Annotated in this window: 12 protein-coding genes and 4 tRNA genes; 14 read left to right on the forward strand and 2 right to left on the reverse strand. The window is 42.8% G+C overall.

The genetic code is table 11. The features are described 5' to 3' along the window. The first annotated feature begins 44 nt into the window (after positions 1-44). The gene (gene recA, locus AC2A4J_RS18115; protein ID WP_255828026.1) at positions 45-1,112 is read left to right on the forward strand and encodes a recombinase RecA; all 1,068 of its coding nucleotides are present in this window, start codon (positions 45-47) and stop codon (positions 1,110-1,112) included. Between the two features lie 159 nt (positions 1,113-1,271). Continuing rightward, positions 1,272-2,852, forward strand: coding sequence for a coiled-coil domain-containing protein (locus tag AC2A4J_RS18120; protein WP_255826348.1), 1,581 nt, complete (start codon positions 1,272-1,274; stop codon positions 2,850-2,852). Positions 2,853-2,928: 76 nt separating this feature from the next. Here AC2A4J_RS18120 and AC2A4J_RS18125 read toward each other — a convergent pair whose 3' ends face one another. Further along, complete coding sequence (locus AC2A4J_RS18125; protein ID WP_484177016.1) at positions 2,929-3,384, reverse strand: regulatory protein RecX; 456 nt, start codon at positions 3,382-3,384, stop codon at positions 2,929-2,931. 196 nt (positions 3,385-3,580) lie between these two features. Here AC2A4J_RS18125 and AC2A4J_RS18130 point away from each other — a divergent pair, with 196 nt between their 5' ends. The 9 genes from AC2A4J_RS18130 to AC2A4J_RS18170 all read left to right on the forward strand — a co-directional run bounded on the left by AC2A4J_RS18130 (position 3,581) and on the right by AC2A4J_RS18170 (position 11,005). Then, positions 3,581-4,834, forward strand: coding sequence for a D-amino acid dehydrogenase (locus AC2A4J_RS18130; RefSeq protein ID WP_255826346.1), 1,254 nt, complete (start codon positions 3,581-3,583; stop codon positions 4,832-4,834). A 30-nt stretch (positions 4,835-4,864) separates the two neighbouring features. Continuing rightward, complete coding sequence (gene alr, locus AC2A4J_RS18135; RefSeq protein WP_484177017.1) at positions 4,865-5,962, forward strand: alanine racemase; 1,098 nt, start codon at positions 4,865-4,867, stop codon at positions 5,960-5,962. A gap of 224 nt (positions 5,963-6,186) precedes the next feature. Then, positions 6,187-8,805: an alanine--tRNA ligase gene (gene alaS / locus AC2A4J_RS18140; protein ID WP_370646833.1), complete on the forward strand. Its 2,619-nt coding sequence runs from the start codon at positions 6,187-6,189 to the stop codon at positions 8,803-8,805. 60 nt (positions 8,806-8,865) lie between these two features. Further along, positions 8,866-10,107, forward strand: a complete 1,242-nt coding sequence (locus tag AC2A4J_RS18145; protein ID WP_484177018.1) for an aspartate kinase — start codon at positions 8,866-8,868, stop codon at positions 10,105-10,107. Positions 10,108-10,251: 144 nt separating this feature from the next. Beyond that, a complete protein-coding gene (csrA, locus tag AC2A4J_RS18150; RefSeq protein WP_255826343.1) occupies positions 10,252-10,440 on the forward strand; it encodes a carbon storage regulator CsrA in 189 nt (62 codons plus the stop codon). A gap of 58 nt (positions 10,441-10,498) precedes the next feature. Further along, positions 10,499-10,588: transfer RNA gene (locus tag AC2A4J_RS18155), tRNA-Ser, on the forward strand. A 60-nt stretch (positions 10,589-10,648) separates the two neighbouring features. Then, positions 10,649-10,725 (forward strand) — tRNA-Arg (locus tag AC2A4J_RS18160). A 62-nt stretch (positions 10,726-10,787) separates the two neighbouring features. After that, a tRNA-Arg gene (locus AC2A4J_RS18165) sits at positions 10,788-10,864 on the forward strand. Positions 10,865-10,928: 64 nt separating this feature from the next. Continuing rightward, positions 10,929-11,005 (forward strand) — tRNA-Arg (locus AC2A4J_RS18170). Between the two features lie 73 nt (positions 11,006-11,078). Here AC2A4J_RS18170 and AC2A4J_RS18175 read toward each other — a convergent pair. Then, a complete protein-coding gene (locus tag AC2A4J_RS18175) occupies positions 11,079-12,059 on the reverse strand; it encodes a tRNA dihydrouridine synthase (RefSeq protein WP_255826341.1) in 981 nt (326 codons plus the stop codon). Positions 12,060-12,238: 179 nt separating this feature from the next. Between AC2A4J_RS18175 and AC2A4J_RS18180 the strand changes: the two genes are divergently transcribed. Genes AC2A4J_RS18180 through AC2A4J_RS18190 form a run of 3 tightly spaced genes read left to right on the forward strand, consistent with a single transcriptional unit; the run spans position 12,239 to position 15,523 of the window. Continuing rightward, a complete protein-coding gene (locus AC2A4J_RS18180; RefSeq protein ID WP_255826340.1) occupies positions 12,239-12,490 on the forward strand; it encodes an OadG family protein in 252 nt (83 codons plus the stop codon). Between the two features lie 41 nt (positions 12,491-12,531). Then, positions 12,532-14,331 (forward strand): sodium-extruding oxaloacetate decarboxylase subunit alpha, encoded by a 1,800-nt coding sequence (gene oadA / locus AC2A4J_RS18185; RefSeq protein ID WP_484177019.1) that lies wholly within the window; start codon positions 12,532-12,534, stop codon positions 14,329-14,331. Positions 14,332-14,350: 19 nt separating this feature from the next. Continuing rightward, a complete protein-coding gene (locus AC2A4J_RS18190; RefSeq protein WP_113917733.1) occupies positions 14,351-15,523 on the forward strand; it encodes a sodium ion-translocating decarboxylase subunit beta in 1,173 nt (390 codons plus the stop codon). Positions 15,524-15,706 lie beyond the last annotated feature (183 nt).

Here is a 15,706-nt window from a genome sequence, read left to right on the forward strand (position 1 = left end):
AACGACAATTAGTCACAACGAAAAGTATCCACAAGGAATTCATCATGTCATCTATTGCAGACAACAAGAAAAAGGCGCTGGATGCAGCGCTGTCTCAAATCGAGCGTCAATTTGGTAAAGGTGCCATCATGAAGATGGGCGAAGGTGCCAAGCTTGATATTGATACTGTTTCTACTGGATCGTTAGGTCTGGATATTGCGCTAGGTGCGGGTGGTCTTCCTTATGGTCGTATTTGTGAAATCTACGGACCAGAATCTTCAGGTAAAACAACACTTACGCTAAGTGTGATTGCGGAAGCACAAAAACAAGGTAAGACTTGTGCCTTTATTGATGCCGAGCATGCGCTTGATCCTTCTTACGCAGAAAAGCTAGGTGTAAATATCGCTGATCTTTTGATCTCTCAACCAGATACGGGTGAGCAGGCTCTTGAGATTGTAGATATGTTGGTACGCTCTAATAGTGTCGATGTTGTTATCGTCGATTCTGTGGCTGCCTTGGTTCCTAAGTCTGAAATTGAAGGCGAAATGGGTAGTTCTTCTGTTGGTGTTCAAGCTCGTTTGCTTTCTCAAGCAATGCGTAAATTGACCGGTTCTATCAAAAATGCCAATTGCCTTGTTGTTTTCATTAACCAAATTCGTATGAAAATTGGTGTGATGTTTGGGTCTCCAGAAACAACAACGGGCGGTAATGCGCTTAAGTTTTACTCTTCTGTACGTTTAGATATTCGTCGTATCGGCTCGGTGAAGCAGGGTGATGAAGTGATTGGTAACGAAACCCGCGTTAAAGTGGTGAAAAACAAGATTGCACCGCCATTTAAACAAGCTGAATTCCAAATCATGTACGGTGCTGGTATTTACCGCATGGGCGAAGTCATCGACCTAGGTGTTAAGCAAGGCTTCGTTGATAAAGCGGGTGCTTGGTATGCTTACAATGGGAACAAAATTGGACAAGGTAAGGCCAATGCGGCTCAGTTCTTAGCTGATAATCCTGAAATGGCGAAAGAAATTGAAGCGAAGATTCGAGAAGATTTATTGCCTAAAACAGTTAAAGCAGACGGCAAAACTAATGATAAAGAAGCAGAAGTTGAAGAAGCTGAACAGCTAGATTTCTAAACTCTTTTAGCAAATACAATATTTTAAAAAAGCAGGTCTTGTACCTGCTTTTTTTGTTTTTGTGGCGTGTGCGTTAAAAAATGTAGGTTCTATGGTTTCTTAAGGCATATCCCTCTATGATTATTTTTTAGGTTTGGCATTAAATAGGACTGTCACGATATGTTGATTTGGCAATGGGGACTTATTGCGTCGAGTGCACTTTTGTCCGTGGTGTTTGTATTTGTCTTGATGAAATATTTTTCTCTGCGGAAAATGGTGCCAGACCGAGGTACTGATGATGCGGCGGAGCCTGTTGAGTTGCATGATGATAATCATGATGCAACGGAAAGTGAAAAAAGACAGTGGCTGTCGTTGCTTGAGCAGCAGAAAAGCATATGTTCTCAACTCCTTGTTGAGTTGCCTAAATCTGACTTCCAGGGGCGTGCGGCTTTGTCGTGTTGGGCTATTTTTTTGGATGTCGAGATAGACATCATTGAGCGCTCAGTATCTCATTCTGAAGCGTTAGCGCTTTTGGTAGCATTCAAAAGCCTTTTAGATAAAGTGGATCATGCACAAGAAATTGATGCGCTTTTGAAGTCATTAAAAGTGAATCAGTCCTTACTTCAAGAGCTAAATAAAGTGATTCAGAAGGCAGGAGAAAAGGTCTTTGCGCAAGTAAATGTCACGTCTAATTTAAACCTTGAACTTGGGAAACTTCAAAAGCAGTTGGATAAAGAAGTCGAGCTTGACGACTCACTTGCTTCACTTCGATCTGAGATGGCGAGCTTATATGAATTTGCAGAGCGCTTAAAACTGCATTTAGCGGAAGTCAAAGAGGAAAACGATAACTCGCTTTATATTGATGCTTTAGAAGAGTATTTGAATAGTGCTGATCAGTCTGATTTTGTGCACTCTGTCCGTTCAGAGTTAGATGAAAAGGTGTCTGATCTTAAGCAGTTGGCAGCTTACCAAAAAACGATAATTGCAGATTTAAAAGATCAAGTTCGTAAAGTGAAAGTGGATCATGAGGGGGATGGTAAGCACATTGGTATTCACGATATCTCCATTGTTCGATTAGAAAAAACATTATTAGAAAGTAGTCGTGTGGTTAAGCGCTTAGAAGGAAAATTAGACAGTTTACAGGCCATTAAATATAACCTTAATATTGATATGATTAAGCGTGACGAGGCGCTAAAACAGAAAGCAGCATTGCTTGAAAAACAAAATAAAGATGATCGTCAAGGAATTGATATCTATGGTGTTATGGAGGAAGAGCGTAGTGCCATGAAAAATATGGAAGACTTACTTCATCAAAATTCATTTACTGAAGAGTCTGATGCTTTTGCGAATGACCAAGCGTCAAAACTAAGCTCTTTGCGTTTAATGGTCAATGAGTCTGAGTTGTATGTTGAAATGCTTGAGCGAGACTTAGATAAGGCGAGAGTTCTACGTGAAAACTTAGAGAACAAGCTACTTCACCCTGAGCTGATAGGTGATGAGGTTGTGGATGATGAAGATGTTTTAGCCAGTCAAAACCAAGAGGAGGTTGAAAACCTTCGTGAAATTAATGAAGAGCTAGAAGAGGAGCGAAAGCGTTTAGAGGCGGAGTTGTTTGATAAGCAAGATCAGCTAGAAGAATTCGAGGTTCTTCAGAAAAAAATAAACGAATTGGACGAGAAGATAGAATCCGTTCAAAAAAATTATGTTGAGATGGAAGAGCGTTATTTAGCAGCTTTAATGGAAAAAGAAGATAATGTATAGCATTAAGTTTCCTTTCCTGTAGGTGTACTCGCTCCAGCCTGATCTGACAGTGATCTTTTTTTGAGTCAGAGCAATCTCAATACTCATCTTGGGGAGATATGGCGTATTTGATTTGATCGAAGTTAAATCCTCTATACTGAAGGTAGCGTGATTGTTTGGCTTTTTCTTTAAAGTCAGTACTCGCTTCTTCCCCGAACCTTCTTTCTTTTAATTGCTTTGCTAATTCGAACCAATCTGCATCCGCTTCTAATATGGCTGTTTTTGCTAGCTCACTATTAATGCCTTTTTGTATTAGTTCTTGCTGTATTCGACTTGCGCCCAGCGGTTTACTTAAGCGGCTTCGGACAAAAATTTCTGCAAAGCGAGTGTCGTTGAGATAGTTCATTTCTTCAAGACGCTCAATGGTCGCTTCAATCTCTTCTTCTTCGTGACCTCTTGATTTTAATTTTGTGGTTAATTCCTTTTTGCTGTGTTCTCTGTGACTTAGCAGCGACATGGCTTGGTCGAAAATGGATGTTTGGTGCTCTTTCATGTCTTTCTCTCTGCATATTCTGATTAAGTCGCTATTTTATCAGTCCAGTAAGTCTTTTACATTTAGTTTGTGATCAACTTATATTTTTAATTTTTATAGTTTTTTATTCTTTATATTTTATATAAATAAGATGATAAAACTAAATAACTTATGTAAACATAGATGATATAACTTTATCTGTTTTTGAGGTTTTTTTATGCGTGTTTGCGTGTTGGGTGCGGGGGTTGTTGGTTTAACGTCAGCCTATTACTTAGCGAAAAAAGGGTTTGATGTGACGGTAATTGACCGTCAGGAAGGTGTGGCCTTAGAGACGAGCTTTGCTAACGCAGGGCAAATTTCTCCTGGCTATTCTGCACCTTGGGCGGCGCCAGGTATTCCTCTTAAGGCTATTAAATGGCTAATGCAAAAACACGCACCGTTAAAAGTGAGCGCCGATCCTGAGCTTAAAAAGCTGGCTTGGATGGGGAAAATGTTGGCGAACTGTACTGAAAAAGCCTATGACGTGAATAAATCTCGTATGGTGGCACTGGCGGAATACAGTCGAGATCAATTTATTGCCATGCGCAAAGACATTGGTATTAAGTACGATGATGGGCAGGGTGGTCTGACTCAGTTATTCCGCAAGGATGAGCAAGTAGAAGCGTCTGAAAAAGATATTAAGGTGCTTAAAGCTTTGAATGTTCCTCATCAAGTGTTAACACCAGCGCAAATTTTAGACGTGGAGCCAGGTCTCGCTCCTGTCATTGATAAGTTTAAAGGTGGACTTAGGTTGGTAGGCGATGAGACGGGTGACTGCTTTGTTTTTTGCGAGGAGCTTAAAAAGCACTGTGATGAATTAGGAGTAACATTTAAATTTGGAGTGGCAGTTGAGCGCTTGGTTGTAGAAGGTGGTAAAATACGCGCCGTTAAAACCGATCAGGCTGACTTTGAGTTTGATAATGTCTTGGTGTCTATGGGTAGCTACTCAAAAGAGTTACTTAAAGCGATTGATATTTCTATTCCTGTTTATCCCGTGAAAGGGTATTCCTTAACTGTGCCAATTACCGATTCACAGTTCGCGCCTATTTCTACTGTGATGGACGAAACTTATAAAGTAGCGGTGACGCGATTGGGTGGTCGGATTCGTGCTGCCGGAACCGCGGAGCTAAATGGCTATAATCTTGATTTACCTAAAGTACGCACAGAAACCATTACGCATGTGGTGCATGATTTATTTAATCAAGGTTGTGAGTTATCTCAAGCAGACTATTGGACGGGACTTCGCCCAATGACGCCAGATGGCACACCAGTTGTTGGTCGTACAGGTATTGATGGTTTGTATTTGAATACAGGGCACGGAACATTGGGTTGGACAATGAGCTGCGGCTCAGCTGCCGTAATTGCGGATATTATGTCTGGCGATAAAACGGAGATCGACTCACAAGATCTTTCTGTACAACGTTATAAATAGTAAAACGCTTTGAAAGTTTAAGGGGCAAAAATGGCAAGGCCACTCACGGCAACGGTAGATTTGGAGGCGATCCTACAAAACTATCATTATGCAAAAAAGTTACAGCCGACTTGTAAGGCGTTCGCTGTTGTTAAAAGTAATGCGTACGGACATGGTGCGGTTGAAGTGTCACGTTACTTAGATGAAGAAGTCGATGCTTTTGCGGTGGCCGCCATTGAAGAGGCGATTGCTTTGCGTGAAGCAGGTATCGTTTCACCTATTTTATTATTAGAAGGCGTATTTGAAGGTGAAGAGTGGGCGCTTTGCGAGAAATATGGCTTTTGGGCCGCTTTGGAAAATGCTCAGCAACTTGATGAGTTGCAGGCGAGCCATGCAAGAATTGAAAAAATTTTTCTGAAGTTAGATTCTGGTATGCATCGCCTTGGTGTGGATAAGGAAACTGCGCCCGTGTTTGTTGAATCGTTGAAAAGCAGCGGTCAAGTGGGAGAGGTTGTTTTGATGACACATTTTTCTTGTGCGGATGACTTATCTGATCTAACGACGATGCAGCAGTTGGCTTACTTTGAACAAGCGCGCCAATCGATTGGTGATATTGAGGCCAGTGTGGCGAATTCTGCAGCGATTATGAAGTGGAGCGTGCCAGAAGGTGGTTGGATTCGACCAGGTATAATGTTGTACGGAATTTCGCCTTTTGCTGAAGTGAGCGGTCGAGCGTTGGGTTTGCGTCCAGCGATGACTTTGTCGTCAAAAGTGATTTCGACGCGTCAGCTTAAACAAGGCGATAAAGTCGGTTATGGCCTTGGTTATGTTGCGGCGGAAGATCATGTATTAGCAACCGTCGCGGTGGGTTACGGTGATGGTTATCCGCGCCATGCTGTAAATGGCACTCCATTAAATATCGATGGCCAACCAGCCAGTCTAGCTGGTCGAGTGTCCATGGATATGATTACGGTACGCATGCAAGATTCAGCTGTTGAACCTGCTATGGGGCAGGAGGTTGTTCTTTGGGGTGGCGATGTGCCTGTCGAACAGGTCGCAGATTATGCTGGTACTATAGGTTATGAATTAGTGACCAGAATGACTTCCCGACCTCATTATCGCTATATTCGTGGCGAAGACTCTCAGTAATACCTTCCTATAAACGTTAAGCAAAAGTAGGTTTACATCCATAAATCCTGCTTTTGCTTAAGTTATGCACAAAATAAGCTTTAAATTACTACGGTTTCTTTTGAAAACACCTATCCTTTGCGTGTACTATTTTGTGCTTTTCGTTGCATCGAATCGGCACATGTTAATCTGCCATTCACGCAATCCAATTCGTCCAGAAAATAGAGATAGAGACTCATCCCATTATGAAGAGTTCTGAGTTACGCCAGTCATTTTTATCGTACTTTGAAAGTAAGCAGCATCAGATTGTGGAATCCAGCTCATTGGTTCCAGGAAATGATCCAACATTGCTATTCACTAACGCTGGTATGGTCCAGTTTAAAGATGTGTTTTTGGGAGAAGATCTTCGCCCATATTCACGAGCAACGACGTCTCAACGTTGTGTGCGAGCGGGTGGTAAGCACAATGACCTAGAAAATGTTGGCTATACTGCACGCCATCATACTTTCTTTGAAATGCTCGGTAACTTCAGCTTTGGTGATTACTTCAAAAAAGACGCGATTCATTACGCGTGGGAGTTTCTAACGGTTGTGCTGAAGTTGCCAACAGAAAAATTGTTGGTAACTGTTTACGCAGACGACGATGAAGCCTTTGATATTTGGAATAAAGATATCGGTCTTCCTGCAGAAAAAATTATCCGTATTGGTGATAACAAAGGCGGTCGTTACCAGTCTGATAATTTCTGGGCGATGGGCGATACTGGTCCTTGTGGTCCTTGTTCTGAAGTCTTCTATGATCACGGCGATCATATTTGGGGCGGGCCTCCAGGTTCTCCTGAGGAAGATGGTGATCGTTTTATCGAAATCTGGAACGTGGTTTTCATGCAGTTCAATCGTTCTGCTGATGGTGTTATGGCGCCTTTGCCTAAGCCTTCTGTTGATACGGGAATGGGTTTAGAGCGTATTGCTGCTATTTTGCAGGGCGTTCATAGTAACTACGAAATTGATTTATTCCAAAACCTTATCAAGGCGGCGGCACAAGTGGTGGGTGCTCAAGACCTGAGTGCGCAGTCATTGCGTGTTATTGCTGACCATATTCGCTCTTGTTCATTCATGATTGTTGATGGTGTGATTCCGTCAAATGAAGGTCGTGGTTACGTTTTGCGTCGTATTATTCGTCGCGCGATTCGCCACGGTAACAAGCTAGGTCAAAAAGGTGTGTTCTTCCATAAGTTGGTAGAAGCGCTTGATGTTGAAATGGGGCAAGCTTACCCAGAGTTGACCAAGTTAAAAGATCGTGTTGCTTCTATTCTGTTAAAAGAAGAAGAGCAGTTTGCCAAAACCCTTGATCAGGGCATGAAGATTCTTGAAGAGGCGATATCCGAATTAGGCGATAAAAAAGTTATCCCTGGCGAGACAGTTTTCAAGCTTTACGACACGTATGGCTTTCCTGCCGATTTAACCAATGATGTTGCCCGTGAAAATGACTTAGAAATAGATGAAGCTGGATTTGAAGTTGCTATGGATGCACAGCGTGCTCGTGCTCGTTCAGCCAGTAACTTCTCTATGGATATGTCGAGTGGCGTTAAGTTGGATTCTGTTACTGAATTTACTGGGTATGAGAATCTAGATGGCACGTGTGAAGTGGAAATGATCCTGGTTGATGGTAGCGAAGTTCAAGCTATCGAGGCAGGCCAAGTTGCGGCGGTGATTTTGAAAACGACGCCGTTTTATGCTGAATCTGGTGGTCAAGTTGGCGATCAGGGTTGGTTGCGCGGTGCTGGTGCGTTTAAAGTCTCTAATACAACGAAGCAAGCTAAAGCGCATTTGCATTACGGTGAGCTGAAAGAAGGCCGTTTGGCGGTTGGTGATCAGGTGACTGGTGAAGTGGATCGAACTTTGCGTATGGCAACGACATTAAACCACTCTGCTACTCACTTAATGCACGAAGCTTTGCGTCGTATCTTAGGTGATCATGTACTGCAAAAGGGCTCTTTGGTGAATGCTGAGCGATTGCGTTTTGACTTCTCGCATTTTGAAGGCGTTACGGCGACAGAAATCGAACAAATTGAAGACATGGTTAACGAGCAGATTCGCTTAAACCGTTCAGTAGAAACAGACATCATGGATGTTGAGTCGGCGAAGGCTAAAGGCGCTATGGCGTTGTTTGGTGAAAAATACGACAGCGAAGTACGTGTATTGACAATGGGGGCTGATTACTCGATTGAGTTGTGTGGCGGTACTCATGTTAGTCGAACAGGTGATATTGGTTTCTTTAAAATTGTAACAGAAAGCGGTATTGCTGCTGGTGTCCGTCGTATTGAGGCGGTTACTGGTAAGATGGCAATAGATACGACTCGTCAGACAGAATCTGTTCTTGATGGTATTGCTAGCCTTGTTAAAGGTAATAAAGACAGTGCGCTTGATAAAGTGGCTGCTTTGAACGAGCAAACGCGTAGCTTGCAAAAAGAGTTGGATGTGTTGAAAGGTAAAATGGCGGCATTGGCAGGCGCTGATTTGGCTTCTCAAGCTGTAGATATTAACGGCGGTAAGCTTTTGGTTGCTCAGGTCAAGGTGGAAGATCCAAAAGCATTACGGGACTTGCTTGATGAACTAAAAAGTAAGCTTGAGTCTGCCGTTATATTATTGGCTGCGGTGAATGATGGCAAAGTAAGTTTAATTGCTGGCGTAACCAAAGAACTGACTAAAAATGTGAAGGCTGGAGATCTTATTAAGATGGTCGCGCCTTATGTTGATGGTAAAGGTGGTGGTCGCCCAGATATGGCTCAAGCTGGTGGTAATAATCCAGATGGCTTGTCTACAGCTCTTGAGTTGGTGCCTGGCTGGGTTGCTGAAAGAGTTTAAATTGAATCGTTCCTTAAGAGCTTGGAATTCGGCTTTTTTGATTTAAATAGTGGAAAAATTATGGCGTTGTTAGTTCAAAAATACGGCGGCACCTCGGTAGGCACAATAGAGCGTATCGAGGCCGTTGCAGATCGAGTGTTAAGGCATAAGCAACAAGGTGATGACATAGTCGTTGTGGTTTCAGCTATGAGTGGTGAAACCAACAGGCTGATTGATCTTGCGAAAAGTATTAATGTTTCACCAAGTGCGCGTGAAATGGACGTGCTACTGTCGACCGGAGAGCAGGTTACTATTGCTCTTTTGTCAATGGCATTGATGAAGCGTGGTCTTGATGCTCGTTCTTATACAGGCTCTCAGATTCGTATTACAACTGACAGCGCTCATGGTAAGGCTAGAATTCAAAAGATCGATACCGATGCGATGCGTACAGACTTAGATGCTGGGCGAGTGATTGTGGCGGCTGGTTTTCAAGGGGCTGATGAGTTTGGCAACATTACGACATTAGGCCGAGGTGGCTCTGATACGACGGGTGTTGCGCTTGCTGCTGCGTTGAAAGCGGATGAATGTCAAATCTACACCGATGTGGATGGTGTTTATACAACGGATCCTCGTGTTGTAGATAGTGCTCGACGTTTGGATAAGATCACCTTTGAAGAAATGTTAGAGATGGCTAGCCTTGGCTCGAAGGTGTTGCAAATTCGCTCTGTAGAGTTTGCTGGTAAATATCAAGTGCCGCTTAGGGTGCTATCTAGTTTTGTTGAAGGTGAGGGTACGTTGATTACAACTGAGGGGAATACGAATATGGAGCAGCCAGCGGTTTCTGGAATTGCATTCAATAGAGATGAAGCTAAATTAACTTTGAAAGGCGTTCCTGATATTCCGGGTATTGCTTCTCGTATCCTGGGTCCTGTTAGTGATGCCAACATCGAAGTAGATATGATTGTTCAAAACGTATCTGTTGATGGCACAACGGACTTTACCTTCACCGTGCATCGCAATGAATATGATCAGGCTTTGTCTACTTTAAATGTCATTGCAAAAGAGCTCGGGGCGAATGCTGTGCTGTCTGATGCCAAAATTGCGAAGGTGTCCATTGTTGGTGTCGGAATGCGCTCTCATGCCGGTGTGGCAAGTACGATGTTTAAAGCTCTGGCAGCTGAGTCTATTAACATCCAGTTGATTTCTACTTCAGAGATTAAAGTGTCTGTCATTATTGACGAGAAATACATGGAATTGGCGGTTCGAGCACTGCATTCTGCTTTTAAGTTAAATGAGGCGGCATCCGGAGTTCGAGAAGCTTAACAATTGGATACATAAAATCCTTTGGTTATGCATAGTTTAATTTTTATTGAGAGGCTACAATTGATTTTGTAGGAATTGCCCTACAATAGTTGTCGGGCAATTCATCTGAGTGAATCTTAAAAGCTATAACAGGGAGATATTCTTATGCTTATTCTTACTCGTCGTGTTGGTGAAACTTTAATGGTTGGTGATGAAGTTTCTGTCACTGTGTTGGGTGTAAAAGGAAATCAGGTTCGTATTGGCATCAATGCACCTAAAGATGTGTCTGTTCACCGTGAAGAAATTTATCTTCGCATTCAAAAAGAGCAAGACGATCAAGTTTCTGAAGATTAATTTTTAAAAAAGTCTTTACAAGACAAATGTGTCGTATATAATGCGCCCCACTTGTTACGGAGAGTTGGCCGAGTGGCCGAAGGCGCGCCCCTGCTAAGGGTGTATGGGTTAACACTCATCGAGGGTTCGAATCCCTCACTCTCCGCCATTTCAAGTTTGTCTTTTAGAGACATCCTCTCTAATAATAAAAGACTGGAATTATCGTTATGCACCCGTAGCTCAGCTGGATAGAGTACTCGGCTACGAACCGAGCGGTCAGAGGTTCGAATCCTCTCGGGTGCACCATTCCAAAAAACATTTTAAAGCTATCCTCTTTAAAGTGTCGTTGTTAAAAAAAATATTGCTATGCACCCGTAGCTCAGCTGGATAGAGTACTCGGCTACGAACCGAGCGGTCAGAGGTTCGAATCCTCTCGGGTGCACCAATATCAAAATAATGATTTTAAGCTATCCTCTTTAAGTCATTTAGTAAAAGCAAAATATTGCTACGCACCCGTAGCTCAGCTGGATAGAGTACTCGGCTACGAACCGAGCGGTCAGAGGTTCGAATCCTCTCGGGTGCACCATTACTATCTCCCTCCTTATTTTAATTTCCCACTTTTTATATCTGTTATAAAAATTAACTTTTTCTGTTTTTCTTCATTGCTTTGTTGTTATCACGCTTTCGAATGTTTGTGTTAATTCGCTTGTGCTTTTGCAGCGTCTTAGTGTTTGAAGGTTGTCTTTTATTTCCTCAAAACCAAATCTTAAATGTCCACACCACTGTTTTAGTCTACCGAGCGTAGCAACTTCGTCATAATATTCTTGTAGTTCTGTGCTGTAATTAATAAATAGGCTATTTAGGCTTGCTGCGTTGGTTGTGCATTCTTGCCCATTGAGTTCTTCTCTTATTTGTTGGAAAACAAATGGGTTGTTGAGCGAACCTCGTCCGATCATAAAGTGCTGGCAGCCTGTAATGGATTGGCATCGCAACAAAGACTCTGCATCTGTGATATCCCCATTGGCAACCACTATCATTTTTGTTTTATCTTGAATCTCGCCTATTTTCTCCCATCTGGCTGGTGGCTTGTAGCCATCTTTTTTTGTGCGGCCATGAATAGTAAGTGTTCCGACTCCGGCAGCCTCAATGGCGGCGACATTGTCAAATAAGAGCTCTTCATCCTCGAAGCCTAGGCGTATTTTGGCGGATACGGGGATATCGCTGGATAATGTTTTTCGAATCGTGCTCATTATGTCATACAGTGTGTCGGGTGTTTGTAGTAAAACCGATCCTCCTCCATGGCCATTTACGCGTTTGGCGGGGCATCCAAAGTTCACGTCGATATGTGTGGCGCCGGCTTCAATTGCATTTAAGGCACTTTCTGCCATTAGCCCTGCATTGCTACCAAGTAACTGAGTGTGAACGGGGTGGTTGTGTGCTGTTCTTGCTTTGTTGGTATTTTCAGGGATGAGGCGCTTGAATGAGTGTGTAGGGATTGGATATTGGGTGACCCGAATGAATTCTGATACTAAATAGTCCATGCCGCCAATTTGTGACAACAATGCTCTCATTGTGTGATCCATAACACCTTCCATAGGTGCAACGGCTAGTACCATGTTTGTGTTAATTGGTTTTTTCAAGGTGGGGTCGCTTTTTGTAGAATTGTTCACGAAATAAGTATAACTGTTATGCAATAAAAATATGAAACTGTTCTGGTTTGTGGTAAAAAACTAACTATCAAAAATAAACAGCGTTCTTGGATGTGCATCTGATCACATTAGATCTGTACAAACAAGACGAGAAAAAAGGTGATGATGCTATGAGTGGGTTGCTGGAAGATGGTGTGGGGTTGATGGTGTTAGGAATGGGATTTGTATTCCTGTTTCTGGTGGTGTTGATTTTTGCGACGGGTTATATGTCGAGACTGCTGAATTATTTATTTCCTGAAGCTCCTGTGCCTGCGGTGTTAAAGCCTGTTTCTAAAAATATTGCTTCTTCTGGTGTGGATGCGCAAATGACAGCGGTTATTACAGCTGCTGTTCACCAACACAGAAACAGTAAAAACTCTTAATTTCCTAATATTAATTTTTCTAATTTCTTTGAGGCTGAAACATGACAACAACAAAGCAACCTCTTGGCATTACGGATGTCGTTTTACGTGATGCTCACCAATCTTTGTTTGCTACCCGTATGCGTATCGACGATATGCTTCCTATCGCTGAAAAACTTGATCAAGTTGGTTTTTGGTCTCTTGAATCTTGGGGTGGCGCAACATTCGATTCTTGTATTCGCTATATTGGGGAAGATCCTTGGGAGCGTATTCGTGAGCTGAAAAAGGCAATGCCTAAAACGCCTCAGCAAATGTTGTTGCGCGGGCAGAATCTTCTTGGCTATCGTCATTATGCCGATGATGTTGTGAATAAATTTGTTGAACGAGCCGCTTTCAATGGTGTTGATGTTTTTCGAATTTTTGATGCAATGAATGATCCGCGCAATTTGGAAACAGCCATTAAAGCTGTTAAGCAGCAAGGTAAGCATGCTCAAGGAACAATTTCTTACACCAAGAGTCGAGTTCATACCACTAAGAACTGGGTAGACTATGCAAAGACTCTGGAGGATATGGGGGCAGACTCTATCGCTATAAAAGATATGTCTGGCATTTTGACTCCATACGATGCTTTTGAATTGGTTGGTTTGTTGAAGGCGCAAACTCAACTAGAGGTGCAGTTACATGCGCATGCTACGTCTGGCCTGTCTGATATGACTATTTTGAAGGCGGTTGAAGCTGGTGTGGATCGAGTCGATACAGCTATTTCTTCTATGTCGATGACTTATGGTCATAGTGCGACAGAGTCTGTTGTTGCCGCTTTGCAAGGGACAGATAGGGATACAGGCTTAGATCTAGAGTTGTTAGAAGAGATTGCGGCTTATTTCCGAGAAGTTAGAAAGAAATACGCGAAATTTGAAGGGTCTCTTCGTGGTACAGATTCTCGAATATTGATTGCCCAAGTGCCTGGCGGTATGTTGACCAATATGGAAAGCCAGCTTAAAGAGCAAGGTGCGGCTGATAAGTTTGACGAAGTATTAAAAGAAATTCCAAAAGTCCGCGAAGATTTAGGCTTGATTCCACTTGTCACGCCGACGTCACAAATAGTTGGTACCCAGGCGGTTTTGAATGTTCTTACTGGTGAGCGCTATAAATCTATCTCAAAAGAGACGGCGGGTATTTTGAAGGGGGAGTATGGTGCAGCTCCTGCGGAGTTTAATAAAGAGTTACAGGCGAGAGTTTTAGATGGGGCTGAGGCGATTACTTGTCGACCAGCGGATTTGCTATCACCAGAAATGGATAAGTTGACTGAAGAGTTGGTTGATCTATCGAAAGAAAAAAATATTCAGTTATCTGATGATCAGATTGATGATGTGTTAACTTTTGCTTTGTTCCCTCAAATAGGTCTTAAGTTCTTACAGAATCGTGGTGACGCTAGTGCGTTCGAACCTGTTCCGACACTTGAGGATGCAGGTGATAGTAAGCCTGCGGTTGCAAGCGCTTCCTCTGGTGATGCGAGTGTATATACGGTTTCTGTTTCTGGGCAGAGTTTTGTTGTTCAGGTATCGGAAGGTGGTGATGTTAGTGATATCCAGCCTGTTGCGAATGTTCAAAAAGCTGCAAGTCAAGCGCCTACGGCTCCTGCTGCGTCATCTGGTGAAGATGTTCCCTCTCCATTGTCTGGAAATATCTTTAAAGTGTTGGTATCTCAAGGGCAGCAAGTTGAAGAGGGTGATACTGTCATGATTCTCGAAGCGATGAAGATGGAAACAGAAATTTCTGCTCCTAAGTCCGGTGTCGTTGGTTCTATTAATGTAAAAGAAGGTGACTCCGTGCAAGTTGGTCAGTCACTTCTTACGTTGTAATCAAGGGAATTAATCGACAATGGAAAATAAATTATTAAATCTTTATCACGATACAGGGATTTATCAGCTGGAACTTGGTCAGTTTGTGATGATCTGTGTTGGTTTGCTGTTGGTTTATTTGGCAATAAAAAAAGGTTTTGAGCCGCTCCTTCTTTTACCTATTGGTATTGGTGCAGTTTTAGTTAATATTCCTGGTGCAGGCTTTATGGCTGCACCTGTTTATGATGCGACTGGGCATATGGTGTCTCCGGGCGGCCTTCAATATTATATTTATCATGGTGGTATTGAGACAGGCTTGTTTCCTTTGATTATCTTTATGGGCGTTGGTGCTATGACGGACTTTGGTCCTATGCTTGCCAACCCGAAAACGTTGCTTCTTGGTGCAGCTGCACAGTTTGGTATCTTTGCTACTGTTATTGGTGCGGTGCTATTGAGTGCATCTGGCATTATGGATTTTTCTTTAGCTGATGCGGCGGCAATAGGTATCATTGGTGGTGCCGATGGCCCAACCGCTATTTTCGTTGCTAGCCGACTGGCGCCAGATTTATTGGGGGCGATTGCAGTAGCTGCTTACTCTTATATGGCGCTAGTACCGCTTATTCAGCCGCCAATCATGCGAGCGCTGACATCGAAAGAGGAGCGTTCCATTAAGATGGAGCAGCTTAGGCCTGTTACGAAGAAAGAAAAAATAGTCTTTCCAATCGTAGTTATTATTCTGGTTGCGATGTTTTTGCCGTCGGCCGCTCCTCTGCTTGGGATGTTCTGTTTTGGTAATTTAATGCGTGAGTGTGGTGTTGTTGACCGCTTAAGTGATACTGCTCAAAATGCGTTGATTAATATTGTGACGATCTTCTTGGGCTTGGGGGTTGGCTCTAAGTTGAGTTCAGAAGCTTTTTTAAATCTGGAAACGTTAGGTATCTTGAGTTTAGGCCTGATCGCGTTTTCTATCGGTACAGCCGCTGGTGTCTTAATGGCGAAGTTAATGAATCGATACTCGAAAGAAGCAATTAACCCATTGATTGGCGCAGCGGGTGTGTCGGCTGTACCAATGGCTGCACGTGTTGCTAATAAAGTGGGGCTTGAAGCGAATAAACAAAATTTCTTATTGATGCATGCTATGGGGCCAAACGTAGCTGGAGTTATTGGTTCAGCTGTTGCTGCCGGTGTAATGCTTAGTTATGTCGGCGGTTAATCGGCCCTGACTGAGTGACTACTTAGAAAAAGACACTTCGGTGTCTTTTTTGTTATTTGGTGTTTTTTTAATTAATTTCAAAATTAGTTGAAAAAAGGGTTGCACAAAATCTGTAGATCCTTAATATACGCCCTCGCTGACACGGACAAGGCTTCAGAGCAACGAAGACCAAGTTCAACTAAC

It is taken from the genome of Marinomonas sp. ATLA20, assembly GCF_057180105.1.

Bases quoted from the DNA above. Each gene is read 5' to 3' on its own strand.
- recA (WP_255828026.1), top strand. From the start codon at position 45: ATGTCATCTATTGCAGACAACAAGAAAAAGGCGCTGGATGCAGCGCTG.
- AC2A4J_RS18120 (WP_255826348.1), top strand. From the start codon at position 1,272: ATGTTGATTTGGCAATGGGGACTTATTGCGTCGAGTGCACTTTTGTCC.
- AC2A4J_RS18125 (WP_484177016.1), bottom strand. From the start codon at position 3,384: ATGAAAGAGCACCAAACATCCATTTTCGACCAAGCCATGTCGCTGCTA.
- AC2A4J_RS18130 (WP_255826346.1), top strand. From the start codon at position 3,581: ATGCGTGTTTGCGTGTTGGGTGCGGGGGTTGTTGGTTTAACGTCAGCC.
- alr (WP_484177017.1), top strand. From the start codon at position 4,865: ATGGCAAGGCCACTCACGGCAACGGTAGATTTGGAGGCGATCCTACAA.
- alaS (WP_370646833.1), top strand. From the start codon at position 6,187: ATGAAGAGTTCTGAGTTACGCCAGTCATTTTTATCGTACTTTGAAAGT.
- AC2A4J_RS18145 (WP_484177018.1), top strand. From the start codon at position 8,866: ATGGCGTTGTTAGTTCAAAAATACGGCGGCACCTCGGTAGGCACAATA.
- csrA (WP_255826343.1), top strand. From the start codon at position 10,252: ATGCTTATTCTTACTCGTCGTGTTGGTGAAACTTTAATGGTTGGTGAT.
- AC2A4J_RS18180 (WP_255826340.1), top strand. From the start codon at position 12,239: ATGAGTGGGTTGCTGGAAGATGGTGTGGGGTTGATGGTGTTAGGAATG.
- oadA (WP_484177019.1), top strand. From the start codon at position 12,532: ATGACAACAACAAAGCAACCTCTTGGCATTACGGATGTCGTTTTACGT.
- AC2A4J_RS18190 (WP_113917733.1), top strand. From the start codon at position 14,351: ATGGAAAATAAATTATTAAATCTTTATCACGATACAGGGATTTATCAG.